The organism is Herbaspirillum sp. VT-16-41 (assembly GCF_001994935.1).
Classification (GTDB): Bacteria; Pseudomonadota; Gammaproteobacteria; order Burkholderiales; family Burkholderiaceae_D; genus Herbaspirillum; species Herbaspirillum frisingense.
This window is the reverse complement of sequence record NZ_MUXB01000222.1, coordinates 23,881-48,764: the sequence shown is the minus strand read 5'-3', so window position 1 is coordinate 48,764 and position 24,884 is coordinate 23,881. Positions and strand designations below refer to the sequence as shown.

The following is a 24,884-nucleotide window of genomic DNA, read 5'->3' as shown; positions in this document are numbered from 1 at the left end:
TCGTAAAACTGGTCATAAGACTATCCTCTATTTTAAGAGAGTCTTCGTGTCCTGAGATTCAAGGGGCTATTCCAAGCGCGTCGTCATCTTCCCCGGGCGTCAACGTCACGTGCTCCAGGCCGTTGTGTACCTCATTGGCATTGGCCAGCCACTGCCAGAGGATGTCCTTCTCTTCGATACCGGGGCGGTCCGTGACCACGGCAGGAAACGGCATGCCCTTTCTCACATAGGCCTGCCGATCCCAGCGATTGAAGGAAGCATGCAAGGGATGTGTATCCGGTAGATAAGGACGCCATATGCCCGTGCGCGGGCAAGGTGAATGGCTTCTGTAGTAGCGCTCCGTTTTCGGGATATCGCTATAGCGCGCTGCGCGGCGGGCCACACGGGGATCGTCCTTGATTGGCGCCGGTGGCAATTGGTCGATGGCCTCGCCCAGATAATGGAAGCGGATGCGCCCATCTTCATCTTGCAGGCCGGTCCGGCTGCGATCGAAGAGCTCCCCCTTCAGATAGCGCATCGGTAGCTGCTGCGCATCCCACGCACGATGACGCTTGCTGACTGGATGCATCAGGCGGGCGATCCAGTAGCCGGTCTCGGGGGCGGCCGTGCTTTCATACTGCGGCACGATCTGGCGTTGTGGTTGCTCGGGGAGTTGCCGGCCCGGTTCGATATGGGCACGGCCGGTAAGCAGCCAGGCTGGGTTCGGTTGGGGCGGAGGTGGTGCGGTGGGTCGGGGAAGAATTGGCTTGGCCGCATCGAGCAGGGTGTTGCGGTCGCCGTTCCACATGGGGAGCTTGGCGGGGGGAAGTGGAAGAATCTTGTCCAGGTTGGGGAAACGGAGGTCGGGATTGCGTCTTAAAGCGTCAAGGAGAACAAAGTATCGTTGTGAGCGATTCTTATCCATTGCACCGCCAGCCAATCTTTCGCCATCATCAAATGCACTGAATAAGTAATTTGCTGACTTGACGCTTCCGAGCCTCACACCTTCCTGCAAAATGCGTAACGCACGCTCATTATTTAGACCAAATTCTACATTTTCACCTCTGATGGCGGCACCCAACTGAAAGGCTGCTTCGGCGTTGCTTTGTTGAAAACCGCACTCTAGGATCTTTAGCGCGACTTTGCGGTTTCCCCAAAAACTAGGGGGACTATCGTAAATTGCATCCAGTTTTTCGCCCAGATACGCCATGGCGCTTGGGCTACCCATATCAGCTGCCAATTCCCAAAATGCATAGGCCCGACTGACATCCTGTTTTACGCCTATGCCATGCATGTGATAGGTCCCCATCACATCAAATGCAGCTGGTATGCCGAGTAGCATAGCGCTCTCCACTATCTTTACTGCCCGCTCCCTATCACGCGCGACTCCCAATCCGTGGGCATAGGCATTGGCTAAATTGAGCATGGCCTTCCAGTGGTTCCTCTCGGCCGCCTGTTGCCATAGCCGAACGGCCTTGACGTAGTCCCTTTGGTTTGGCCATAAGGTATGACTCGTCAGGGCGAGCCCTTCCTGGAACCACTGTTCCGCTTGTTCGTCGATTCCTGGAACGACATCACTTTCATACTTGCAGACAAAATCTTTGCGGTGAGGATCAAATGCCTTAAGTGGCATGTTTCGTGACGGATTTTCCATGGAGCAGGCAAATTCTGTAGAAAAAAAGAAATTGAGGATCAGGAGTTTGATGGGTACTTTCATCAATAGCCTATGCAAGCCGAAACTTGCTGACGCGTTCATCTTTAAAGGGAAAAAGGAAGCCGATAGATGGTTCGCCCCGAGTTCTATTTTTTGAGTTTTCGCCCATCAGGGTCTCCCACTTCTCAACCGCATTGGCAATTTCACTATGACTCCCCCCACCCCCATCCTGCTTCCCACCCGTATGCCTCCCCCACACATGCTTCCTGATCTGCGCACTCATCGCAGGATCATCGCAAGCCACATTGATCTCCGCATCCACTGCCATCGAGCGCAGATTCAGGTTGGCGCTGCCCACCGTAAACATGGAGTCGTCGATCACCATCAACTTGCTGTGGATATAGATTTCACGATAGCGCTCGCCCAGCCTGGCTGACTCACCCTCCTTCAAGGGAGTTCGTGAGCGCCACGCATGGTCGTAGGTCCACAAGGTGCCGATGAGCGTACGCATGCCCAATGTCTTCAGTTGCTCGCTGACGTTCTCCTTGCTGGTACCGGTCGATGCAGCGCTTTGGGCCAGGGCCGAGGGCCCTGCCGGTTTGAGCATGGGGTTCGGCACTTCACCCTTGGCGCGCTTCTCGCTGGCATAGCGCTCCCAGTCACGCTGCTTCTGGAGTTCGTCTTCGATCAGCTTGTCCTGATTGGGCATGGACTCTCCATGGCCCAGGGCGCGTACCGTGTCGTAGGTACGTGGCACCATCTGCGCCAGTTCCGGGGCCGGAATCACCGCCATCACATGCAGCACCGGTACATCGTCCAGGCTCAGGCCGGCGCGCTGGCATCCCTGGACGAAGTTGTTACGGTTTTCCTTGAGTTCCTGCGCCCACTCGGTGTACTGGAAATACTGGTTTTCCACATACAGGTAACTGCGCGCAAAACTGCTGGCCTGGCGATACAGGCGCTTGATGGTCTTGTCGCCTTCTTCCGGCTGGCTGCGCACGATCTGGGCATTGACCGTGGCCTGGCCTCTCAGGGGCTCCCACAGGCCAGGAGGCGGGCGATGCACGTCGTGCTCACGCTTGAGCGAGGAGCCTCGTCCCTTGGCGCGGTTCCAGGCATCGGTGAAGTTCTTGCTGATGCCCACCAGCGCCTCTCCCTGGATGCGGCAGGCATAGTCCTGGTAGGGCTTGAGGCCAGGTTGGCCATCCTTGGTACCACCTTCCCACGACTCGCCGCGGCGTGGATCGTGGAACAGGTGTTCTTCGGTATCCCAGTAGTCGGTCACCGAATTCAGGCCCATCACATACCCGACCGCATGCACACCGCCTTCGTGTTCGTAATCGATGAGAATGGTCTTCTGGTGATCCGTGGCGACCACGGCCATGCCGACGGTCTCCAGCAGGCCGCGCTTGCCGGGTTCCTCGGACAGGCTGCCCAGCACCGCGCTGACGTCGCCATCGCGAGTGCGCAGACTCAGATTTTCGATCAGGCCCTGTTCGGCTTCGTGGTACCACTGGGCGTTGAAGGCTTCGCGCATGCCCTGGGGATCGTCGGCCGACGGGGGCAACTTTTCTTGCCTACCCATGCGGTACAGGTTGCGCACGTTGGGTTCATAGGGGCTGGACTGCCGGAACCCCGGCATGTTCTTGGCCAGCGAGCTGCCGATGAAGCCGTACCACGACAACAGCCGCACCTGCACCGGCTTGCCGCCGTTGTAGCGGCCTGCGGCAACATTGCGCAGCAGTGTGCCCCAGCTCTCGCCACGTGGCCATTGACCTCCTTCACGCTCCAGCTCCATGGCCGGGTCGAAGCCCCAGCAGATGATCTCCACACTGGTGCGGGCTTGCTTGATGTCGTTGAGGATGCTGCGAAAGCCTTCCTCGCCGCAGTAGAGCATGGTCAGCTTGTTGCAGCGGTGGATGGGAGCGTGCTTGTCGTGCTCGCTTTCGAGCAGCCATTGCGCACTGCCCCAGCTGATGGGCGAGGCTTCACTGATGGGGACGCGGGATTTGCGGTGGGTGGTGGGCATGATCGTAGAAGGGTGAAGAAGCGAGAGACAGTCCAAAAAGTCGGCCAGTATCGGCCGACTGTCTGGTCTATCTCGCTTCCTGCTTCGATCTAATGCCTTCCTACCGTAGATATTCGAGGCCCGGGGTAATCACACCGGGGGTTCCATGTCATCGGCCACAACGCCCGGAATATGTAGATGAATCCGCAAAGGCCCTAGAGCCGGCCCTTGCCAATGCGCTGCGCCGCGAACGCCCGTGCTGCTTCAATGGCCTGTTCGCGGCTGTGGGCCGGCAGATTGGTCTCCACCCGCTGCCGTTGGACCACGCAGATACTGCGGCGCGAACTGGAACGGCCGCGGTAGATGGTGACGAAAGGCATCCAACCGGTATTGGACAGGTTGGAAAACGCCTCCAGCACGATCTCGTATTGCCCCATCACTTCGATATCCATTCTTCCTCCGTAGTCGGTTTCCCTTCATCTGGCGCGGGCCGGGAACAGCCGGGATGGACGCAGGATAGAAAGCCTGCGGCCTGCGCGCCACACCATGGCGTGCTGTGCTGTAGCGCGCAGGGCCGCATCTGTACTGCTTTTGCGGCTGTTGTGGTGGTTTTTCCGCGACTGCGAACTGTGTTCCCCCTGGCTGACGGGCTGTGTATGTACCGCGCCCGTGGTGCCGACCCTAGACTGCGTTCCAATCGACCCAATGGCGCCCGCAATGGCGTGAGGAAGGAACCGCATCATGAGAACCAACAGGCAGGGAGGCGATGGCTACAGTCGCACCATGATCGAATGGTGTGCCTATGCGGCCGCACTGGGTTTTTCGGCCTTGCTGATCGCCAACTTCGTGTGGTCCGAGCGGCGTCTGATCCATGCCGACGAGACCACGCGCATGCAGACCCAGGCCCGCATCATCGAAGAAAATCTGGCCCATCAGTTCCAGGGCGTGCGCAATGCGCTGGAGAGTGCCCGCAATGCCCAGGCCGACGGTGCCAGCTGTCATGCGGATTGCCAGAGCCTGCTACTGCAATCGCTCAAGCGCGCCATGCCGGGTGTGCGCGCCATCGTGGTGCTCAATGGCAGCGGCCATATCGTGCGCTCGGCCGACGACATCGCCGATCGCCGTCTGGACGACCGCGATTTCCTCTCGCAGATCCCGCGCATGTCGTCGGGGCAGGTGATGTATGTCTCGCAGCCCTTCGAAAATACGCCGGGCGTGTTCAACATCAAGCTGTCGCTGCCCATCACCACGGCCGATGGCCGCGTCGAGGGCGCGGTCAGCGCCATCCTCAATCCCGAATACTTCGATGCCGTGATGCGTTCGGCGCTCTACGCGGACGACATGAGCATTGCCATCACTGGCGAAGACGGGCGGCGCCTGCTGTTCGTGCCGGCCAATGCGGCCCAGATGCGACAGGCCGGGCAGGGCCGCGCGGGGCCGGACGATTTCCTGCGCCAACATCTGCGCAGTGGCGAGATCACCAGCGTGCAGACCGGCAAGGACGCCCAGGGCCAGGCGCGCATGATGGTGCAGCGGACCATCACCAGCCGCGAGCTGGGGCTGGACAAGACCCTGGTCATCAGCCTCTCGCGTAGCGTCGACCATATCAATGCCGGCTGGCATGAGCCGGCACATTCGTTCCTGCTCATGTGGCTGCTGTTCGCCCTGGCGGCGGCGCTGGTGCTGGCATTGTTGCAGGGACGGCGGCGTGCGGTGCAGGTGCTCACCCACCAGCGCGAGCTGCAGCATGCGGAGATGACCGAACGCATGGAGCTGGCCTTGTCCGGGGCCAATCTGGGGCTGTGGGACTGGCATATCCAGGCCGATACGCGCAGCGTCGACGGGCGTGCCAATGCCATGCTCGGCTATCCGCCCGAGCGCCAGTTCGACGCCCCGGGCGAATGGCGCACACTGGTCAACCCGGAGCACATGGCGGCCCTGGATCATGCGTTGCGCCTGCATCTGGCCGATAGTCGCCATTGCTTCGAGGCCGAATACCAGATGCGCCACAAGGAAGGGCACTGGGTCTGGATACAGTGCCGCGGCAAGCTGGTCGAGCGCGATACGCACGGCCGTCCGCTGCGCATGGTGGGCACGCGCATGGACATCAGCGCACGCAAGGCGGCCGAGGAGGAGATTGCGCGCCTGGCCTATTACGATGGCCTGACCGACCTGCCCAACCGGCGCCTGCTGCTGGATCGCCTGTCACAGGCGGTGGCGCGGTATGCGCGCGCCGGGCAGTATGGCGCGGTGATCTTCGTCGACCTGGACAACTTCAAGGGCCTCAACGACACCATGGGTCACGATACCGGTGATCGCCTGCTGGAACTGGTGGCCATGCGCCTGCAGCAGGTCACGCGCGAAATCGATACCGTGGCCCGCCTGGGTGGGGATGAATTCGTCATCCTGCTGGAAAACCTGGGCAGCCAGATCGAGGAAGCGGAGAACAATGCCGAATGCGTCTGCCGCAAGATCCTCACCGCGCTCAATGCCGGCTACGAACTGCAGGGCAGTGAGGTGCGCAGTACGCCCAGCCTGGGGGTGGTGCTGTTCGGGGCCGGCCGGCATACCGTCAATGACCTGCTGCGCCAGGCCGACATGGCGATGTACGAGGCCAAGGCCGCCGGGCGCAATACCTATCGCTTCTTCTGTCCCTCCATGCAGGAAGTGCTGGACCAGATGGCGATGCTGGAAAACGATCTGCGTCACGCCCTGGTACGGCGCGAACTGCGCCTGCATTACCAGCCCATCGTGCGTGCCGACGGCAGCCTCGCCGGTGTAGAGGCGCTGATGCGCTGGCAGCATCCGCAACGCGGGATGGTGTATCCGGCGGCCTTCATCGGCCAGGCGGAAAAGGCCGGCCTGATCGTGGAGTTCGGACAATGGGCGCTGACCACTGCCTGCGAGCAGCTGGCCGCCTGGGCTGGCGATGCGCAGACGGCCCACCTGACCATCGCGGTCAATGTCAGCGCGCGCCAGTTCCGCCAGCCTGACTTCGCGCAATGTGTGCTGGACATCCTGGAGCGCACCGGTGCCAATCCGCGCCGGCTCAAGCTGGAGTTGACCGAAAGCATGCTGCTCACCGACGTCGATACGCTCATCACGCGCATGGCCATGCTCAAGGAGACCGGCCTTGGCTTCTCGCTGGATGATTTCGGTACGGGCTATTCGTCGCTGAGCTATCTCAAGAAACTGCCGCTGGACCAGTTGAAGATCGATCGATCCTTCGTGCAGGACATGCTGCAGACGCCGCATGCCTGGTCCATCGTGCAGACCATCGTCAACCTGGCGCAAGGCCTGGGGCTGGATGTGGTCGCGGAAGGGGTGGAGACCGGCGAGCAGTGGGCGGCCTTGCGTCGTCTGGGGTGGGGGAAATTGAGGAAACGGGAAAAATTGTACGCTAAGGCTTTTCAGCGTTTCGCAAAGGCCGATACTGCCCTATTTCCAGTCGTTTGCTTTGCCGCCAGAGATAGTCTCCAGTCAGATTGATGTGCTCCCAGCCCAGCGGTGATAAGAATGACAACAGTGCATCCTCAATATCTTTTCCTTGCGCTCGCAACGCCTCAATGACGCGTTCCAGATATACGGTATTCCAAAGCACAATGGCGCTAGTGACGAGCGTGAGGCCGCTTGCACGGTAACGCTGCTGCTCATAGTTGCGGTCGCGGATCTCCCCCAGACGATTGAAGAAGACGGCGCGTGCCAAGGCATTTCTGGCTTCGCCCTTATTTAGGCCGGCATGTACTCTGCGGCGCAGCTCGACATCCTGAAGCCACTCCAGAATAAATAGCGTCCGTTCAATTCTCCCGAATTCCCGCAATGCAATAGCAAGTCCGTTTTGGCGAGGATAGCTACCGAGCTTGCGGATCATCAAGGAGGCAGTCACGGAACCCTGCTTGATTGACGTGGCGAGCCGCAATACTTCGTCCCAATGGGCACGTAGATGCTTAATGTTAAGCGTCCCTCCGATCATCGTCCTTAACGCATGGTAGTCCTGCTCTCTTGATGGCACATACAGCTTGGTATCGGCCAGATCTCGAATTCGTGGCGCAAACTTAAATCCGAGCAAATGCATCAATGCAAAGACGTGATCCGTAAAGCCAGCGGTATCTGTGTAATGCTCCTCGATGCGGAGTTCTGACTCGTGGTAAAGCAAGCCATCAAGGACGTAAGTCGAGTCGCGCACGCCGACGCTGATAGGCTTGCCGTAGAACGGCGAATACTGGTCGGTAATATGGGTATAGAAAAGGTGTCCTGGTTCGGTACCGTATTTTGGGTTGACATGCCCGGTGCTTTCAGCCTTCCCGCTGGCGCGAAATCGCTGAGCATCGGAAGAGGATGTCGTCCCACTACCCCAGTTCGCTGCGAAGGGATTGCGCAATTGAGCATTGGTCAAGTCGGCCAGTCCGGCGGTATAGGTCTCATCCCGTATATGCCAAGCTTGTAACCATGAGAGTTTGGCGTAGGTCGTGCCGGGTGTGGAATCGGCCATCTTGTTTAAGCCCAAGTTAATTGCGTCTGCCAAGATCGCAGAGAGCAATAACGTACGATCTTTTGTGACCTCGCCGGACTTCAGGTGGGTGAAATGCCGGGTAAAGCCCGTCCAGTCATCAACCTCCATGAGTAATTCCGTAATTTTGACCCGAGGTAGGATCACGCTTGCTTGATCGATCAGCGCCTGGGCGGACTCTGGTACCGCCGCATCAAGCGGGGTGATTTTTAGTCCGGAATCCGTAATGATGGCGTCGGGTAGTTCCTGCGCAAGCGCCAGATGATTCACTTTTTCCAGCTGCTCCTGGAGAAGTGCCAGGCGGTTTGTCAATGGAAGTTCCGCATCCCGTCGCATGGCGGTAAATTTTTCGACCGGCAGAAGATAGTCTTCAAAATCCCTGAACTGGCGAGAGCCTCTGACCCAAATGTCCCCGGAGCGTAAAGAATTCTTCAATTCCACAAGGACGCACATTTCGTAGAAGCGACGATCGATTCCATCGTCTGTGAGGACCAAGGGGCGCCAGCGTGCCTTGATAAAGTCGACTGGAGCATCTTCGGTCACCTTCCTGGCACCCTTGAGGTTCATCTCTTTCACCACCTCAATCGCGTCGAGAACGCTCTGCGCGGCTGGCGCCGCCCGGAGCTCCAATACATCCAGAAATTCTGGGGTATAGCGACGCAAGGTATTGAAATGTTCTCCCATCAAATACAGATGATCGAATGACTCAGGCTGTGCAAGATGCGCGGCCTCATCGATGCTTTTGGCAAATTCATCCCATGGCAATACGGCCTCGATCGCGTCATACGGGTCCATACCTGCCAGCTTAGCTTCTACCAGTGCCTTGCCGATGCGGGTGTACAACAAGATTTTTTCGTTGATGGCCTTACCCTGCTGATGGAACCGCTGTTGGTGTTTGTTTTTGGCCGCATTAAACAGGCGCATGAGTATGCGGTCGTGAAGATCCACTATTTCATCGGTCACGGTCGCCATCCCCTCGATGGCAAGCGCTACCAAAGTGGCGTAACGCCGCAGATCTTCGAATCTGGACAAGTCGCGCGGCACCATCTGACCGCCTTCACGCGCTATCTTGAGTAACCGATTCTGATGGACGTAACGACCGATCCCCTCTGGCAGATTCACTGCTTGGAACGCTTTAAGCCGCTCGATGTGCTCCATCATGAAGCGGGAATTTGGTTTTCGAGGTGATTGCCGAAGCCAAGACAACATCGTCACGCCGGTGCCGGGACGGTTTGTCAGCAGCGCGTCCAAGCTGCGCCGATGGATATCGGAGAGCGGCTCTGTCAAGGTACGGTAGATCTTCTTGTTCGCGCGACTGATCCCCTCCGCGCATATCCGATCGATCACAGATACTGCAGGCAGGATTACGCTGCGATTGCGCAGCTGTTGTAATGCGTTGGCAGCGAGAACGATCGGCTTATCTGTCTGCGTCGCCAAGTCTGTCATTTGATGGACGAGGAAGCGATAATCCGCCAGCCCGAACGGACGTACTGACAGATAGCTTCGCAGCTCCTGGAGGTGCTCTCTTCGCGTGGTATCTCTCTGAGCGTAGTCGCCCCACATGTCCGGATTTGCTCGCACTTGACGTGCGACCCACTGCACCACATGGGCTGGCACTTCCCGGTCGTTGCCGAAGGCATATCCAGGAAACCGCAACATACAGAGCTGGACGGCAAAGCCAAGCCGGTTAGCATCGCCTCGACGTTGACGAATCAGGGCCAGATCGGTGTCGTTGAGCGTATAGTGCTGAATCAACTCGTCTTGTGACTCGGGGAAGGTAATCAGGCTCGCCTGTTCAGCGGCTGAAAGAATGGAGCGGCGTGGCATGTCGGTGAATTCCTCTTAAGGCGGGAAGTAGACACTGCTTTCGGCATGAAGAGATTCGTGGCAACCTCTCCTGGGCGGACGAAACTAATTGGCGATTTTTATTTGAAATTTTCCCCCGATGTGCAAAATGGAAAAAACTGTACGCTACGGAATTCGTTGGACGATTGACCGCCGCAAGCAGCGTGTCGCGCTAGCTGTAAAACGCCTGTCCCGGCCAGCAACGGGACATTGCATCAGACGCTGAATGGTTGTCAATGGCAATTTTTCACACTCTTGCGCGTGGTTACTTCCGTAAGCCAACGCAGATCACGACATGAATAAATTGTGTCCACGAGATGCTATAAACTGCAGCACGAAATACAGCAGAACGTGATCGGCTCTGATCAAAACCGAAAAATTGAACAACATTGGCTTGTATGAAAAAACGTCAAACCTACTCCACCATCCTCGAACGCGGCGGCAAAGTCTCATGGCCGAAGGCGTTGACGGACTGGAAGATAGGCCAACGTGTGTTCCTGTCCATTCATGACGGTGCGATTGCCGTCACCACCCGGCCATCGCGCCCGATGAACGGCCGAATATTTTCCACGCGGATCAGCCGCAAATTCAGCAGCAAACATTTCTCAGCTAGCTGATAGCTACCAACTAGCCCGAAATGAGCCGGCTCAAGCTGCGAAATCAACAGATCCTTTAGTCACTAAAGGCGGTAATTTCGCATGCGAAATTTTCCTCCATCGTCGGCTCCCCCTTAATCAAGAGGATCACGTGGCAAGAATTCTTGTAGTTGACCTGGAAGCGACCTGTTCGGACGACGGCAGCATTGCGCCGGAAGAGATGGAAATCATTGAAATTGGCGCTTGCTGGACCACTGAAGGCGGCGTGGTGCTCGAACGCTTTCAACATCTGGTCAAACCGATGGTGCGACCGACACTCACGCCATTTTGCAAACAATTGATCGGTATCACGCAAGAAGAAGTCGATCAGGCCCCCTTGCTCCCTGTCGCAGCACAGGCGCTTCAAGCCTTCGTCAACGACATGGTATCGACCGATGCTGTCTGGATGAGCTGGGGAGCTTACGATCACAAACAGTTGACCAGGGAGGTCCAGCGTCATGGCATCGCCATGCCTTTGACCATGCCCCACCAGAATGCCAAACGGCTTTTTGCAAAGGCCCAGCGCATTGGCAAGGAAGTTGGCATGGTTCGGGCGTGCGCGCTAGCCGGCATCAGGCTGGAGGGGCAGCATCATCGTGGACTGGACGACGCAGTCAACATTGCTAAGCTGATGCCTTGGGTATTGGGGCATGCCACGCTTTCGGGCCAAAGCCAAGGCAGCGCGGTTGTTTAATGAGGGAGTACACGGTGTCGTTCAACGTCTTTATCGATACGGAGTTCACTGACTTCCTTGATCCGCAGTTGATCAGTATCGGCTTGGTGGCACAGAGTGGCGAAGAGTTTTACGCCGAGCTTCGCTACGAGGTGCGCGAATGCAGCGAGTTCGTCAAGGCAGCAGTGCTTCCACTCTTAGGATACGCACCCCATGCCGAAATGACCAAGGACGATCTCTATGTCCAGATGACCAACTGGCTCAGGCTGGTAAGGCCGAAAGATCAAGAGGTCTTCATTTGCTACGACTACCAGACTGATTGGGACCTCTTTTATAACGCCCTGGATGGCCGCGTGCCTCCATGGTGCAAGCGCCGCCTCGTTGCTGATCGCATCAATGAGCTATTGCGTTATGAGTTTCATCAGGAACATAAGCTGCCTGAGCATCATGCCCTCAATGATGCCAGAGCAAATTGTTATGCTTTCCGTGAAGTTCCTTCTAATTCACCGTAGCCCTGAGATGGCCGTTCGATTTTCACATTGTTGAGCGCTGATTCATAATGCGATTGGATAGCTTCCAATAACGGACATCGTCCATCCCAGCACTTATACAGGAAATAGCCTCCTATGATGCTGCCAGCGATGCCTGATAGGGCGAATACCCAAAGTGATGCGTCGAAAACTTCATCTAAGCTAACTAAGTGAAAAATCATCTTAAGGGCACAGGGTAGATACCCAGCAATCATATGAAGCGACTTTGCATGAATTGCTCATTGAAGCAAAAAGCATTCAATGAGCAGACTGTAGGCTATCGATTGCTTGAGGGAAGCATTCGAGTAAGGGTTCCATCTTTCAGAATAATTTGATGGTAGAGAGCAGCGCATACATGTAAGCCGATCAGCGCTAATAGTGCCCAGACCGACGCAATATGCCAATCCCCGATCGTGGCCAGCAAATCGGAATTTGCAGGGAAGATTGCGGGCAGCTGCATCAAGCCGAAGAAGGACAGGTTCCAGCCACGCTCTGCAGCATTCATCCAACCCAGGATGGGTGAGATGGCGAGAAGAAGGTAGAGTCCGCCGTGCACGAACTTGGCTGCAATTACGGTGAGGGTCACACGCGTATGGAGCGGTTTCGGCGCCGGACTGATCAGGCGCCAAACCAGTCTGCCCAGCATGACCAGGAGGATCAGCAATCCGACCGAGATATGGAGACTGACCAATCCTTCGGGCGATTGCAGATCATCCACATCTGCCATGGTCCAGCCGATGGTGCATTGGGCGATGATGAGCAGCACCGTGATCCAATGGAAAAACTTGGCAACGGGCGAATATTGTTCTTGAATACTGTTCGACATAATAGCTCCTTAGATTTCACTGACTTCGACTTCTATCTGGCTCACTAATTGACTCGGAATATTGACCGTCACGCGCAGGCCGGATTGACTAGATTCGTCACGAAAGCCAAGCGTGATGCTTGCACCCAACCTGTCTGCGATGGCCTTCACGATCGACAAACCTAACCCAGAACCGATCTGACCGCTGCCCAGCAACCGGTGGAATGCCTCGAAGATGCGCGCTCGTTCGGCCACCGGGATACCTGGCCCATTATCTTCGACAATCAAGGCCACGCTTTTATCGTCAACTTCGATTGCAAGATCCACCTTGCCACCATTCGGGGTATAGCGAACGGCGTTATCAACAAGATTTCTGAGGAGCGAAAACAGATCGAGCTCGTCAACCAACAGGTGGGCATCTCGCTGACCATCCACGCCGATATCGATTTGCTTGGACTCGGCCAATGGCATCAGGTCCTCCAACACGCGGCGATAAATGAACTGAACGGAGATAGGCGTAGCCACGGCGGAAACGGATGATTGGGCTTTTGCCAACGCTAGCAGTTGATTGAGGAGGTTACGGCCTCTGTCGATTCCTTCCCGTAATGCGCGCAAGCGTTGGCTTGCCTGTTCGGACATGTCAGCCTCTTCCAACCTTTCCGCCTGCAGAGAGATGGCCGTCATGGGAGAGCGCAGTTCATGCGCAGCGTCCGCGACGAATCGCCGCTGCGAGGCCATGGATTGATCTATCCGACCGAGCAATCGATTAATCGCTACTGCAAACGGTCTTACCTCGACAGGGAAATGACTTGCCTCTACCGGATGCAATTGCTCATCCTGGCGTTGGTCCACTTCCTTGGATAATGCCGCAATGGGACGGAACATCTTTCGGATCAGATCGGCGACGATCAACAACAGGACGGGAACCAGAAGCAAGAAAGGCATGATGGTTCTCAGCGCACCGTCTCTGGCGATTTCGTTGCGAAAATCAGATTCTTGGGCGACAGCGATGCGTTCTCCGCCGGGCATCGTCTGAACCAGCACACGAAAATTCTCTCCCGCCGCATCAATGTCGTGTAGGCCATCCGTCAACGTGGACGAAAGAGGAAGTGCTTCTTCAGCATCTATTTCCGCTTTGTTGGCGGAATAACCAAGATGTTGAACAATGACACGAGACTCTTCGTTCGAAGAAGCGTAACTAACCTCTGGCACAGGAGAAGCAGGCGAAAGTCGCTGACGCTCCATCAGGTGAGCGATTTGACGAAGCATATCGTCCTGTAATTCGTGCGATTCATCTAGCGCGGAAACGAATGAAAATACCCCCGCTACTATGGCTACTATTAAAATCGCCAAGCAAAGCATGACGGAGAGCTTCAACTGAACCGATTCGTTCAGCCGGCTTTTGAGACCATCCATCCTACCCCCCTGACGTTTTTGATGATGTCGCTGCCAAGCTTTCTGCGCAAGGAATGGATTAAATACTCGACCGCATTGCTTTCGACTTCCTCGTTCCAGCCATAAATTCTGTCTTCCAATTCGCTGCGCGACAGAATTGCTCCCGGACGCATCAATAATGCCTGGAGCAGAGCGAACTCACGGTTGGACAACTGTATCGAGCCTCCATCTCGCAGACTTGCCTCCTTGCTAGCCGGGTCGAGCGATAGCAGTCCATTGGTGAGTAAAGGAGAAGCGATTCCACCCTTGCGCCGCAAAACCGCGCGCATGCGGGCCAGCAGCTCGGCCATCTGAAACGGCTTGAGGACGTAGTCATCTGCGCCGCCATCTAGGCCTTGCAAGCGATCATCAAGGCCATCACGCGCCGTGATGATGAGCAAAGGAATTGGTATGTCTTTTGCGCGTATGCTCCTCAAAACATCTAACCCGTCCTTGCCAGGTAAGCCCAAATCCAGAAGAGCGATATCGTAGTGTTGGCCAGTGATGGTCGTGATGGCGATTTGTCCGTCCTTGATCCAGTCTACCGCGTACGATGCATCCTTCAAGGCGGCCTGAATCGCCTCACCAATCATCGCGTCATCTTCGACCAGCAGTACTCGCATGTCGCCTCCATTCGAATGGTATCAATGTGATGCCGTTGCCGCTCTCTGCCGGAAGACCAGCATGGCGCACAGCATGAATGCCAGCAATGCGATGGATGCACCGTAGCGGCTCAGAGCCAGGCCACCGGCACTCAAAGGTTTATCGAGAAAGTCGCCCACCACGGCTCCCAGTGGCCGCGTCAATATGAATGCCGTCCAGAATAGCAGTGTGCGAGAGATTTTTGTTCCGTAGTAGGCCAACACCAACAAAGCGAGCAGTCCACCGAAAACCGCAGCCGCGCCGGTATAGCCCAGTCCTGCACTATCCGCTGTCCAGTCCCCAAGTGCCGTGCCCAATGTCTGCGAAAACATGATCGTGATCCAGTAGAACATTTCTGCTCGCGGGCTGCTTACCGTGTTCACAGAAACAGAACCGAGCGTGCGCTTCCAATACAACAGGGACCCCAGTAAAAGCGCGGACAACAAGGTGGTGCCACCGGCGTAACCGATCCCCAAGGAGCGATCCGCAAAATCAGCCAGCGTGGTACCGACGGTGGTAGTGGCGATAATCGTGGCCCAATAGATCAAAGGATGGAAGGTTTTGGACTTGATCTGGTACGCCACAGCGATCAGGAACAGCGCTGCGAAGATGCCCGTGCTAGTTAGATAGCCGAGGTTCATCGACATGGAAGCCGCGTCACCTCCGGTCTCACCAAGCGTGGTCGCTGCGATCTTGATGAGCCAGAATCCCAGAGTCACTTCGGGCACTTTTGCCAATACATTTTCAGAATATGTTTTCATCTATCTTCTTTCGACATTGATTGTAGAAGCGGCAGTTCGTCGAGCTAATGTTTCATCGCCCGCCTGACGTTCAGGCTGATCGCTGCCTGCTGGTACCGACCTGGGCGGCGGCTACCAACATGATGATGACCGCGAGGAACAATGCACTGGTCCACATTGTTCCCATTCCCAAGCCGCCGTCTGCCTTGTTTTGTGTCAGCAGATCGCCCAGCGCTGCGCCGAAAGGTCTTGTCAAGATGTAGCCAATCCAGAAGCTGGTAACCGCATTGCCACCCCGACGCCAGGCGAGGTAAGTGATTGCGATCAGCGTGCCGAAGGTCACCGCTCCCCAAGCAAATCCCAGGCCCCATGCTTCCGTTGCCAGGTCACCGGCGGCGGTGCCCAGAGCGAAGGTACACAGGATGGCGGCCCAATAGAAAAGCTCTCTGCGACGTGACACGATATGGTGAATGGAAAGGCTGTCCTCGACGCGATACCACACTAAGAAGATCAGGGCTAGCAACAGCGAAAAGATGCCGGTGCTGACATACAAGCTAATACCCAGGCTATCGGTCATGAGATCGGTGATCTGGGTGCCCACGATGCTGATCAGTATCACGCTCATCCAATAGAGCCAAGGGATATGACGGCGAGTGTTCAACTGTGCAAAAAGAACGGTGACAAGGAAGGTTGCCATGATCGCACTGGTGATTGCCTGGCCCCATCCAACATTGAAGGCCAGAAAATCTGCCCCGGTCTCGCCTACCGTAGTGGACATGATCTTGATGATCCAGAACCACAAGCCGATTTCGGGAACCTTGTTCATCCAGTACTGGTGGAGCTTGACTTGTTGACTGTCCATGTTGCTCTCCTCATGAAAATCAGATGTTGAGTGAGAAGTCTTAATCCTTGGACTTAGCTCTCACTTAGGTGGCGCCACGAATCCACCCTCTCACGATGAACCTAGAGAATATGCGGCAATGAATACGGATCGCGACGTTGTAGGTGGAACTAAGAAACCCATGAGGAAGATGGTGAATGAGGGTGGTGCTAAGCATCGCCACGAAGGCGGCACCTGCCATGTCGAACGGGAAGTGCACGCCGAGATAGATACGTGCCCATGCCAGCGGTATGCCCAGCAAGCCGAGAACAATCCCAGAGAATCTCAGCGAAGGGGTGAATAGGAAAGTGAAGGCTACCGCCCACCACAAAGACAGATGATCGCTGGGAAAAGAAGAGTCGGCGGCGTGTGGGATTAGTGTGTGTCCCAATCCGATCATGAACGGCCGAGGATGCCACCAGATCATGCCTATCAATTGATTTGTCATCAATGCAGTCAGACCGGCTGCGGTCGCTGCAAGCATGGCTCTGCGCTGACACGCATCACCGCGCAGCCAAATCAGGGCAATCGTAAGCGGAATGATCCAGATCTGGAGTGCTGCAATGACCGTGGCCAGGTCAACGGCAAACTGAGGGGGATGGGCAGCGGCGTTCAACCACAAGAAGAAAATCTTATTGATATTTTCCATAGCGGTGCTTTGGTAGTGAACGATAGCGGGCGCTCAACCTGATGATGGCTTGCATCAATCACGGCGCATCGTTCTTTGTAAAATGATCATGAAGATTGAGAGATGTGGAAATGTATCCCGGAAAACTTAGCCGAGACTGAGTCCACATTAAGCAGTAAAACATTGCCGCAGAAGCTAGATAGCAGATATCGAGGCGGCCTAAGGTCTGGCTAAGTCTTGGTCAATAGGCTCATGCTGCCAGAGTTATTATCTGGCAACATCCATCAACTAAAGGAGCTATCCATGACTTCAGCGATCAGTAGTCTCTCCAGCAGCTTTTACAACAATGTTGTGGCGGCCAATCCGCGCCAGAACGCCAGCAAAGTCGATAGTGACGGGGATCATGACAATAGCCGCCCGGGTGAAGTCGAAAAGGCCAAGCCGATGTCGGGAACCCTGGGCACGATGATCGATACGCACGCCTAAAGTAGCAAGCCGGCCATTTGAAATTTGAATGGCCGGTATGGGGGCAACGCCGTCATCATCTTGCTGGGCTTCTCCGTGCTCTCACGGATGGATTGCACTGGCATAACTCCTCACTACTCGGCGAAGAAGAACGCGCGGCTGGCCGAGGCTCACGCCAAGTGGGTGTATCCCGCTTGGATCCGGTGCAATCAGCTGGTGCGCCTTTTTAGCAGGTGAGCTGCTGCATTTTCTTCGAATCTGCCAGCTTCTTCGATATAGCCCTGTACCGTTCCGTCGTGGCGCCAGCCGCCTTGACGCTTGATATCTCGGAAGTCTGCCCCGGCGCGGTAAGCGCTAGTTGCCATGCCTCGACGCAAACTATGGCTGGAGAGATCCGGCACGTAGTCCAAGCCCGCCATACTTGCGCAATCAGCCAGGATCGCATTGATGCTGGCGGGGTGGATGGCATGCTCGCCTAGCATCGCCCATTTGTTGATGGAGCGAAATACCGCTCCGTCGCCAATTCCCGCGGTCTCCAGCCAGCCTCTTAGAGCGGTCGCTGGGCAGCACGGGCCGGTGCCGTAGGGGATTGCCTTGACGATCCCCTGGCCTTGCTGGTCAGTCTTGGAGCGCTGCAGCATCACGATCAATCCATCCGGTTCCCATGCGAGATCAGAAATCTGTAAGCCTGCTAGCTCACTTCTCCGAAAACCGCCAAAAAATCCCAGTTGTAGCAGCGCGCTATCCCGCTTGGCTTTGAGGGTATCTAAGGAGTCCAGCTTCAAGATGATCTTTTCAAGATCTTCGACCGGGAGGGCCTTGGCCTGTTTTTTTGGACGTCCGTGAGTTCGCCCGATACCTTTCAGTGTCTTGCGGACTGTGGGCGTGCTCGCAGGATCAGCAAAGCCTTGATAGAGATGCCATTGTGATAAGGCCGTCAGGCGCAACGCCAGAGTACGCGCATTGAGGTTGCTAGCGTGTGCCAGCAGGTAGCGGATCACTGCATTCTCGTCAGCCGGCAAGATCCCGCCCCAAGCCAGGAAATGTCGAATGGCCGAACGATACGTGCGCCGGGTATTTTCGGACGTGGCCGCTGCGAGGAAATTCCTGTGAGCCGCTTCAGCATCCGCAGGTAAAAGCGTATCGGCAGCTATAGCACCGCCAATGGCGGTGATAATTTTAGGAGATGGCAATTTGTCGCTCATTTTGGCTAATGTACCGCAACGCGACGGCATAAACGAGGAATGACGCACTATAACATTCGATAACCGACTTTATAGAGTACTATAAGGTGGACTTTTCCATAAATTATGAATTGTATTAAAACGTATTATTACGTATAACGTACTACGATATCTTATTTGATGGAGTTCTCATGGCCCGTGCCGGCATCCTCTACTCACAAGTCGCCAAAGCGGCCTCCAAGCTGGCCGCTGCTGGAAAAGCACCCACCATCGACACGGTTCGCGAAGCACTCGGAGATACGGGAAGCAAGAGCACCATCGCTCCCATGCTCAAGCGCTGGAAGGCCGAACATCAGGAAGTGGTTGCCGGCGGCGACACCGGCTTGCCAGTCGATCTGGTGGAGGCCGTCAAGTGCGTCTACCAGCGGCTTCAGGATGATGTCGTTAAGCAGTTGGAAGCCGCCAACGAGGCACACGAGCAAGCGCAGGCGGTGATGCGTAGCCAGAGAGAGGCAGCCCTGGCCGGCGAAGCCCAACTGCGCCTGGCCCACACCACCTTAGCCCGAGAACACGACCAGACTCAGCAAACCTTGGCGAGATGCCAGCAGGATCTGCAGGCCAATGCGCTTGTCCTCACGGCCGCACAGACTGAGAATGCCGGCCTTCAGCAGCGGCTGACTGATCGTGCCGCCGAGGCTCATGCCTTGAGCCAGCAACTGGCGCAGACCCGCACCCAGTTCGAGCACTTCCAGGAGGCGGCCGCGCGCCAGCGCGCCGAGGAGCGGCAGGCTTTCGAGCAGCGTCTTGCGCGCCTTGAACAGGAAAATATCGCGGGCCAGCGGCGCCAGGAGGCCCAGCAAATGAAGCTTGGCCAACAGGAGGCCACGTTAGCGCACCAAGTGAGCGAACTAGAACGACTTCGCGACGCCCTGTCGGAAGCGCGCGCTGAATTGGATCAGGTTCGCTCGGAGCGAAACCAGCAAGCCGCTCAACTTCAGGAATTGACCGTAGCCCGAGCCGACGCAGAGCGCCGACTCGACATGGCGCAGCAGGCGCTCATCGAGGCCAGGGCCGGTGTAGCGGTCGCCGGCAACCAGGTTGAAATGCTGACGAGTCAACTGGCCATTGCAGAACGCAAGGCCGAGCAAGCCGAGCGGGACAAGGCCGCGTGGATTGATAAGATCTTCGCGCAGCGTCCAGATAACACGGCTGCTGCGGTGTCAAATAGCCATGAAGGTGTTCGCCATGATTAGGCTCCCTGAAATCGGGGGCGCTGTCAGAGCTCGCCGCCAAGAAGTGGGCCTTTCGTCTCAGCAACTGGCCGCTTTCAGCGGCATGGACGCCCAGACCCTCATCGCTTTGGAGAACGGAACTCTTCCCGACATGGGCTATAGCCAGTTGGCCGCTTTACTGCAATTGCTTAGTCTCTCTTTCGGAGGACTGAGCACCTCAGCTCGGCTCACCAAGCGCGGGCTCTGGATGGCAGCGAAGAATATTAGCGTGTCTTATCGAACCGAAATTTCGCCCGACCTGTTGCGTGGTGTGTTGCAGACTGGAAGCTGCTCGCCGGACTACACTTCCAACATCGGCACTTTCCTAGACGAAACGCCCCTTGAGCTGGTCATCATGGCCGTAGAAGAGACTGCGGACGATGCGCAAGCAAGAGCGCACATCTGGCGACAAATTGCCGGTTTAGCATGCCAGCTTGGCTCCGCCAGGAGCGCATTGTGGGGAATTTAATGACACCAGACAGATGAAAATTTATTATTGAGCCATTAATAAGGACGATATATGGGACAAGCGAAGATCAAACAGCGCACCGCCTTTAATCCGCGCTCTATTGGGGAGTGGGAGGCAAATGATTGCGTCAATTTCGCTGTAGCTTTGGCCAGACTTACAGGCTGGCTTCTCCATGTGGATTGGTGGTCGGTGTCCGCCGAACGGCGAGAGGATATTCCGCTGGACCAGCTTACACCGTTGAGGGTATACGTCGCAGACAATCAGGACAGAATTTTTGACGTGCGAGGCGTCAAGAATATAGTTGAGTTCAATGAGGGCATCCTTTTCAAGATCATCCGCAAGAATGGATTTGGAAATGGTTGTGTCTATACCCGTTTTTATGACGAGGCGAAACTCCGGTCATTGCCTCTGAGAAGTCAACCTGATGAGGCATTGATCGCTCGCGCCACTTTAGAGATCCAGGCAAATCCTCACTACGTTGCAGAAATTCCGCGTCGAGTCGAACCGTATATTCCGGCATACAAAGCGGCTCAATACACCTATGGCAACTGCGCCGCGTATGCGGAAGCGTTGCATGAGCTGACTGGCCTGAAGCCAGCAGCTCTATTAGCAGTAAAATTCTCGCCGCTATTCGAAGGCACTAAGCGCGATGAAAGAGGGTATTTCCACAGTGTCGTCCTTCATCCTGATGGCATGGCCGAAGATTCCTGGGGTAAAGCATCCGTCGCCGAGATTGCAAACCGATTTGGGGTAATCGAATTTACGGTCAGCACAGAAGAGCATCCGCGTGTAATTGAGAAAATTCTGGAGTCTTCTGCCGACATTTATGCAGAGGTCCTGCAAGAGGCTAAGAGTGTCATACACGCGCATCGAGTTCGCGGCATTACGTAACCAGTCCGGTATCGTCAGAATTATTATCCATAGCACTCAAAACTTTACTTCGCCACCATGATGCAAGAAGTCCGGAAATCTGGATCGACCCTGAAATGACTTTCATATTTACTGCGAGCCAATTGACTGCTATTTCAAATGCTCTGGGTGATACGAGCATTGGGCTAACGAACTCGGAGATCGACTACCTAATCCTCGAATGTAGATTTAGAGACATCAGCCAAGGGCAAAACAAACGGACGCGAATATTTAACGCTTTCGTTCACGACCAAAATATGCGTCAAGACAGAGTAGGAATATTGGCATTTATCCGGAAATCAATGAGACCCGAGCGGCACCTGAAAGATCCGAGTCGTTTTGAGGCTTTGCGGGTTCTACTGAATCAAGCGCTTTCTTTTGTCGAAATGGCGGTTAATGAATCAGGGGAATTGATTAGTACAGAGAAGGTTTCAACTATTTCGCAAGCTCAAAGGCGAGCAGATGAACTTCGTGCCGACATGGTGCTACGAAAAGTTCATGACGAGGTCCTGAAATATTGCAGAGAGGAGCTTCTTGTTCGCAATTACTTCCATGCCGTTTTGGAGGCTGTGAAAAGTGTCTTTTCGAGGATTCGCTCGCTCACGGGCCTGTCCCTGGATGGTGGGCAACTTGTCGATCTAGCTTTTGGTGGTGACAATCCTATGCTCCGGATAAATTCGCTATCAAACGAGAATGAGAGAAGCGAACAAAAGGGCTTCATGAATCTCCTCAAGGGTACCTTTGGCATGTTTAGAAACCCCGCCGCCCACGAGGCAAAGATTCATTGGGAAATGACAAAAGAAGATGCGCAAGATCTTCTGAGTCTTGTGTCGATGACACATCGCCGACTGGATCGCGTAGCCCGTCAACGCGAAAGCTAGTGGAGCAGGTCAGACCTACAGATCAAACTTGAATATAAAAATCGGTCGCTAATTACTTTTCTGCTTTTATCCAAACGTTTGCTTTCTCGGAGCCGGCTCCCCACAAGGGGTGATGCTGCAGGTTAAGCGCCCACAAAGCAAAAGCCTGATGTAAATGGGAACTCTAGAATTCTATGAATCCACTACGTGAGCGCATTCGAGAAGAACGAGAAATTTTCCGCATGACGGGGCCACGCGCATTCCGGCGGAAACGATTTGTTGCGAAGAAAGATTTACGTCCTCTTCGGGTCGTAATTCGACGATCAATGCCTTTGAAACCCAATCCCAAATGGGGCGTCGTACCCAACATCCATGAGGCGGCTTAGTTACATTTACGCTGATATCCGAAATTTTTCGTTATCTCGGCTGGCTCGCAAGAAGACTGGCGCTTTATTTAAAAAAACAATCAAATCAACTATTTAGCTAAAATTCTGCAAAAATTTCCAGACTCACGGCCGACCCTCTAATGGTGAAATTTTCGGCGGCCACTTGGGAAGGCTGCTGATCAAGGAAAAATCTCAACCGCATTACGGAGTAGTCGTGAAGATTTCTGAACTTACCCGCCGCGACATTATTGATGCCATGTCCGTCGAGAAGGTTAGTTGGTGTGGCCGTCTGGAAGAATCCGGATTCCTCTCGCGGATATACGACCTGTCGGCGATGCCTTCAACGGACCCGCGATTCACCGACGCAGCTGGTGACATCTGGCAGCATCGAGTCAATAACTTCGACTGGGACGACGACTGGATTTTTTACGACAGCCGCTTTAACTTGGCCCACGGCGACGATGAGACATTCCTCCGCTTTCTTTGCGAGACCTTGCATCCTGTGGTTCGCTCCGACCCTACTGAAGTCGAGCGGATCTTGCAGATGTTTAACCAATATCTTCAAAATGACGGTTTCAAGCTTGTCGAGAAGACTAGGATGTCTGGGAGGCCAATTTTCGTAGGTCGTGATGTCGGCCTACTCCAGACGCCTGGAATCGCAGCCGCCCGCGAAGCTCTCGCCATTGCTGATCTTGGATATGTCGCCCAGCAGATCACCAGGATGGAGTCTTCCGTAGTCAATGACCCCGGCTTGGCAATCGGCACGGCAAAGGAGCTCGTCGAAACTTGCTGCAAGACGATCCTCGAAGAACGTAGCGTTGCTTTCTCAAAAAATGCAGACATCCCCGAACTAGTAAAGCTGGCGGTTAAGGAACTCGATCTCACCCCGGCGAACATCCCAGATCAAGCCAAGGCCGCCGATACCATCAAGCGGCTGCTCAGCAATCTAGCCACAATCACCCAAGGTGTGGCAGAGCTTCGCAACCACTATGGGACCGGTCATGGCAAGGCTGCTGGAGCGAAAGGGTTACAGGCTCGCCACGCAAGGCTCGCGGTCGGCGCCGCGTCGACCCTGGCAGTCTTCTTGGCGGAGACTCATTTGGATCGCGGCAGTTGAGCGCATCTTGGGCGCAACTGAGGGAAGACACCTGGCGTGGGCAAGCATCCACACGCGAAGGTCAGGTTTCAACCAATGCCGTCCCATCGTAATACCAGTCAGGCGGCATTGGAGCCGTCAGTTTTCGGTCAAGGGGCTAAGTCCAGGCTAAGATTGCTCGGGCATAATCGTTCCTTCAAAAACTCCAACAATTGTCACTTATGCATTACAACGATTTTTCTGACGACACCGAAGATACTGAACATACCCAACTGGACCGCGCGAAGGCCGCCTCGCAGAGTACTTGGGTTAGTGTTGCCGTAAATCTTATGCTGACGTTGTTGCAAATCATGGTCGGGATATTTTCCAAGTCTCAAGGTCTGATTGCCGATGGCATCCACTCGCTCTCAGATTTGGTTGCTGATTTCGTTGTGCTATTCGCGAACCATCACAGCAAAAAGGATGCTGACGAGGAGCATCCATACGGGCATCATCGATTTGAAACCGCTGCATCACTCGTGTTAGGCGTATTACTCCTTACCGTTGGCGTCGGCATGCTTTGGTCGGCAATAGTCAAACTTGAGAACCCCGAAAGTGTGCAAGAAGTTCACGTCGTGGCATTGTGGGTAGCATGTGGAGCGTTACTGGCTAAAGAGCTCCTGTTCCGTTACATGCTACGAGTCGCAAAGCGAGTGAAATCTAGCATGTTGGTCGCCAACGCTTGGCATGCGCGGTCCGACGCTGCATCATCTTTAGTCGTTGGAGTCGGCATTGTAGGCAATTTGGCCGGATACCCAATCCTCGATCCCATTGCGGCCTTGATAGTAGGTGTCATGGTTATCAAGATGGGTTGGGAGTTCGGTTGGGAGGCACTTCACGATCTGATGGATCGCGCCGTAGATCAAGACGAGGTAGATGCGATTCGGAGCACCCTCCTGGATACTCCCGGAGTAAATGGAATTCACGATGTACGTACCCGAAAGATGGGAGACATGATCGTAGTCGACGCCCATATCGAAGTCGATGCACTGATTAGTGTGGAGGCAGGGCACGAGATTGCTGTCTTAGCCAGGCAGCGAGTAATGCAGCGCCATCGGGTACTTAACCTGATGACACATATTGATCCATGGCACCGGCCGGATCGGGATCACTCCGACTAATCTGGCTCGTTGACATTTTATCGGGTGTGGCGGGAAACAGAATTGAGGGCAATATCGAGCCAGCAGGTGATTTCCCGGGTTGTGATACGGTTGCTTCAAATAATTCTAAGTAGCGCTGCGT

The 24,884-nt window shown here is 55.3% G+C and carries 22 protein-coding genes; 11 read left to right on the top strand and 11 right to left on the bottom strand.

Annotated elements, in window-relative coordinates; genetic code table 11:
* Positions 1-58: 58 nt before the first annotated feature.
* The 3 genes from BTM36_RS26790 to BTM36_RS26780 all read right to left on the bottom strand — a co-directional run bounded on the left by BTM36_RS26790 (position 59) and on the right by BTM36_RS26780 (position 4,093).
* A complete protein-coding gene (locus tag BTM36_RS26790) occupies positions 59-1,696 on the bottom strand; it encodes a DUF6396 domain-containing protein (protein WP_254427109.1) in 1,638 nt (545 codons plus the stop codon).
* 7 nt (positions 1,697-1,703) lie between these two features.
* Entirely contained in the window at positions 1,704-3,662 is a 1,959-nt protein-coding gene (locus BTM36_RS26785) for a phosphatidylserine/phosphatidylglycerophosphate/cardiolipin synthase family protein (RefSeq protein ID WP_077238583.1), read from the bottom strand.
* A gap of 194 nt (positions 3,663-3,856) precedes the next feature.
* Positions 3,857-4,093 carry a hypothetical protein gene (locus BTM36_RS26780; RefSeq protein WP_077238582.1) on the bottom strand — a complete coding sequence of 79 codons (237 nt, stop codon included), beginning with the start codon at positions 4,091-4,093 and terminating at the stop codon, positions 3,857-3,859.
* A 289-nt stretch (positions 4,094-4,382) separates the two neighbouring features.
* On the opposite strand from BTM36_RS26780, the gene BTM36_RS26775 reads away from it, so the two are divergent.
* A complete protein-coding gene (locus tag BTM36_RS26775) occupies positions 4,383-7,130 on the top strand; it encodes an EAL domain-containing protein (protein ID WP_077238581.1) in 2,748 nt (915 codons plus the stop codon).
* On the opposite strand, the gene BTM36_RS26770 is transcribed toward BTM36_RS26775, so the two are convergent.
* Positions 7,042-9,978, bottom strand: a complete 2,937-nt coding sequence (locus BTM36_RS26770) for a Tn3 family transposase (protein WP_077238580.1) — start codon at positions 9,976-9,978, stop codon at positions 7,042-7,044. The genes BTM36_RS26775 and BTM36_RS26770 overlap by 89 nt on opposite strands.
* A gap of 416 nt (positions 9,979-10,394) precedes the next feature.
* Here BTM36_RS26770 and BTM36_RS28195 point away from each other — a divergent pair, with 416 nt between their 5' ends.
* The 3 genes from BTM36_RS28195 (at position 10,395) to BTM36_RS26760 (ending at position 11,816) form a co-directional block, all read left to right on the top strand.
* Positions 10,395-10,613 carry a hypothetical protein gene (locus tag BTM36_RS28195; RefSeq protein WP_034302300.1) on the top strand — a complete coding sequence of 73 codons (219 nt, stop codon included), beginning with the start codon at positions 10,395-10,397 and terminating at the stop codon, positions 10,611-10,613.
* 130 nt (positions 10,614-10,743) lie between these two features.
* Complete coding sequence (locus BTM36_RS26765) at positions 10,744-11,325, top strand: 3'-5' exonuclease (protein ID WP_034302298.1); 582 nt, start codon at positions 10,744-10,746, stop codon at positions 11,323-11,325.
* A gap of 14 nt (positions 11,326-11,339) precedes the next feature.
* Entirely contained in the window at positions 11,340-11,816 is a 477-nt protein-coding gene (locus BTM36_RS26760) for a 3'-5' exoribonuclease (RefSeq protein WP_034302351.1), read from the top strand.
* Between the two features lie 295 nt (positions 11,817-12,111).
* Here the strand turns inward: BTM36_RS26760 and BTM36_RS26755 are convergent, their stop codons facing one another.
* The 6 genes from BTM36_RS26755 to BTM36_RS26730 form a co-directional block, all read right to left on the bottom strand.
* Entirely contained in the window at positions 12,112-12,660 is a 549-nt protein-coding gene (locus BTM36_RS26755) for a cytochrome b (protein WP_051516901.1), read from the bottom strand.
* 9 nt (positions 12,661-12,669) lie between these two features.
* Positions 12,670-14,055 (bottom strand): ATP-binding protein, encoded by a 1,386-nt coding sequence (locus BTM36_RS26750; protein ID WP_034302296.1) that lies wholly within the window; start codon positions 14,053-14,055, stop codon positions 12,670-12,672.
* Positions 14,031-14,696, bottom strand: a complete 666-nt coding sequence (locus BTM36_RS26745) for a response regulator transcription factor (protein ID WP_034302295.1) — start codon at positions 14,694-14,696, stop codon at positions 14,031-14,033. The genes BTM36_RS26750 and BTM36_RS26745 overlap by 25 nt, the downstream gene beginning before the upstream one ends.
* Positions 14,697-14,717: 21 nt before the next feature.
* Entirely contained in the window at positions 14,718-15,476 is a 759-nt protein-coding gene (locus tag BTM36_RS26740; protein ID WP_077238579.1) for a hypothetical protein, read from the bottom strand.
* A 70-nt stretch (positions 15,477-15,546) separates the two neighbouring features.
* Positions 15,547-16,317: a membrane protein gene (locus BTM36_RS26735; protein ID WP_034302281.1), complete on the bottom strand. Its 771-nt coding sequence runs from the start codon at positions 16,315-16,317 to the stop codon at positions 15,547-15,549.
* 64 nt (positions 16,318-16,381) lie between these two features.
* Complete coding sequence (locus tag BTM36_RS26730; RefSeq protein WP_034302279.1) at positions 16,382-16,984, bottom strand: phosphatase PAP2 family protein; 603 nt, start codon at positions 16,982-16,984, stop codon at positions 16,382-16,384.
* A gap of 282 nt (positions 16,985-17,266) precedes the next feature.
* Between BTM36_RS26730 and BTM36_RS26725 the strand changes: the two genes are divergently transcribed.
* On the top strand, positions 17,267-17,449 hold the full coding sequence (locus tag BTM36_RS26725; RefSeq protein ID WP_034302277.1) for a hypothetical protein: 183 nt from the start codon (positions 17,267-17,269) through the stop codon (positions 17,447-17,449).
* A 188-nt stretch (positions 17,450-17,637) separates the two neighbouring features.
* On the opposite strand, the gene BTM36_RS26720 is transcribed toward BTM36_RS26725, so the two are convergent.
* Complete coding sequence (locus tag BTM36_RS26720; protein WP_034302275.1) at positions 17,638-18,633, bottom strand: site-specific integrase; 996 nt, start codon at positions 18,631-18,633, stop codon at positions 17,638-17,640.
* Positions 18,634-18,803: 170 nt separating this feature from the next.
* On the opposite strand from BTM36_RS26720, the gene BTM36_RS26715 reads away from it, so the two are divergent.
* The 6 genes from BTM36_RS26715 (at position 18,804) to BTM36_RS26690 (ending at position 24,763) form a co-directional block, all read left to right on the top strand.
* Positions 18,804-19,865, top strand: a complete 1,062-nt coding sequence (locus BTM36_RS26715; protein WP_077238578.1) for a DNA-binding protein — start codon at positions 18,804-18,806, stop codon at positions 19,863-19,865.
* The gene (locus BTM36_RS26710) at positions 19,843-20,352 is read left to right on the top strand and encodes a helix-turn-helix domain-containing protein (protein WP_077238577.1); all 510 of its coding nucleotides are present in this window, start codon (positions 19,843-19,845) and stop codon (positions 20,350-20,352) included. Before BTM36_RS26715 ends, BTM36_RS26710 begins: the two co-directional genes overlap by 23 nt.
* A gap of 51 nt (positions 20,353-20,403) precedes the next feature.
* On the top strand, positions 20,404-21,243 hold the full coding sequence (locus tag BTM36_RS26705) for a hypothetical protein (RefSeq protein ID WP_077238576.1): 840 nt from the start codon (positions 20,404-20,406) through the stop codon (positions 21,241-21,243).
* Positions 21,244-21,338: 95 nt separating this feature from the next.
* On the top strand, positions 21,339-22,142 hold the full coding sequence (locus tag BTM36_RS26700) for a TIGR02391 family protein (RefSeq protein ID WP_034302262.1): 804 nt from the start codon (positions 21,339-21,341) through the stop codon (positions 22,140-22,142).
* A 579-nt stretch (positions 22,143-22,721) separates the two neighbouring features.
* Positions 22,722-23,624 (top strand): abortive infection family protein, encoded by a 903-nt coding sequence (locus tag BTM36_RS26695; protein WP_034302260.1) that lies wholly within the window; start codon positions 22,722-22,724, stop codon positions 23,622-23,624.
* Positions 23,625-23,824: 200 nt separating this feature from the next.
* Positions 23,825-24,763: a cation diffusion facilitator family transporter gene (locus BTM36_RS26690; protein ID WP_034302259.1), complete on the top strand. Its 939-nt coding sequence runs from the start codon at positions 23,825-23,827 to the stop codon at positions 24,761-24,763.
* Positions 24,764-24,884: the final 121 nt, after the last annotated feature.

Excerpts from the sequence above, each read along its gene's own strand:
- BTM36_RS26790 (WP_254427109.1), bottom strand. The coding sequence starts at position 1,696 with ATGAAAGTACCCATCAAACTCCTGATCCTCAATTTCTTTTTTTCTACA.
- BTM36_RS26785 (WP_077238583.1), bottom strand. The coding sequence starts at position 3,662 with ATGCCCACCACCCACCGCAAATCCCGCGTCCCCATCAGTGAAGCCTCG.
- BTM36_RS26780 (WP_077238582.1), bottom strand. The coding sequence starts at position 4,093 with ATGGATATCGAAGTGATGGGGCAATACGAGATCGTGCTGGAGGCGTTT.
- BTM36_RS26775 (WP_077238581.1), top strand. The coding sequence starts at position 4,383 with ATGAGAACCAACAGGCAGGGAGGCGATGGCTACAGTCGCACCATGATC.
- BTM36_RS26770 (WP_077238580.1), bottom strand. The coding sequence starts at position 9,978 with ATGCCACGCCGCTCCATTCTTTCAGCCGCTGAACAGGCGAGCCTGATT.
- BTM36_RS28195 (WP_034302300.1), top strand. The coding sequence starts at position 10,395 with ATGAAAAAACGTCAAACCTACTCCACCATCCTCGAACGCGGCGGCAAA.
- BTM36_RS26755 (WP_051516901.1), bottom strand. The coding sequence starts at position 12,660 with ATGTCGAACAGTATTCAAGAACAATATTCGCCCGTTGCCAAGTTTTTC.
- BTM36_RS26750 (WP_034302296.1), bottom strand. The coding sequence starts at position 14,055 with ATGGATGGTCTCAAAAGCCGGCTGAACGAATCGGTTCAGTTGAAGCTC.
- BTM36_RS26745 (WP_034302295.1), bottom strand. The coding sequence starts at position 14,696 with ATGCGAGTACTGCTGGTCGAAGATGACGCGATGATTGGTGAGGCGATT.
- BTM36_RS26740 (WP_077238579.1), bottom strand. The coding sequence starts at position 15,476 with ATGAAAACATATTCTGAAAATGTATTGGCAAAAGTGCCCGAAGTGACT.
- BTM36_RS26735 (WP_034302281.1), bottom strand. The coding sequence starts at position 16,317 with ATGGACAGTCAACAAGTCAAGCTCCACCAGTACTGGATGAACAAGGTT.
- BTM36_RS26730 (WP_034302279.1), bottom strand. The coding sequence starts at position 16,984 with ATGGAAAATATCAATAAGATTTTCTTCTTGTGGTTGAACGCCGCTGCC.
- BTM36_RS26725 (WP_034302277.1), top strand. The coding sequence starts at position 17,267 with ATGACTTCAGCGATCAGTAGTCTCTCCAGCAGCTTTTACAACAATGTT.
- BTM36_RS26720 (WP_034302275.1), bottom strand. The coding sequence starts at position 18,633 with ATGAGCGACAAATTGCCATCTCCTAAAATTATCACCGCCATTGGCGGT.
- BTM36_RS26715 (WP_077238578.1), top strand. The coding sequence starts at position 18,804 with ATGGCCCGTGCCGGCATCCTCTACTCACAAGTCGCCAAAGCGGCCTCC.
- BTM36_RS26710 (WP_077238577.1), top strand. The coding sequence starts at position 19,843 with ATGAAGGTGTTCGCCATGATTAGGCTCCCTGAAATCGGGGGCGCTGTC.
- BTM36_RS26705 (WP_077238576.1), top strand. The coding sequence starts at position 20,404 with ATGGGACAAGCGAAGATCAAACAGCGCACCGCCTTTAATCCGCGCTCT.
- BTM36_RS26700 (WP_034302262.1), top strand. The coding sequence starts at position 21,339 with ATGACTTTCATATTTACTGCGAGCCAATTGACTGCTATTTCAAATGCT.
- BTM36_RS26690 (WP_034302259.1), top strand. The coding sequence starts at position 23,825 with ATGCATTACAACGATTTTTCTGACGACACCGAAGATACTGAACATACC.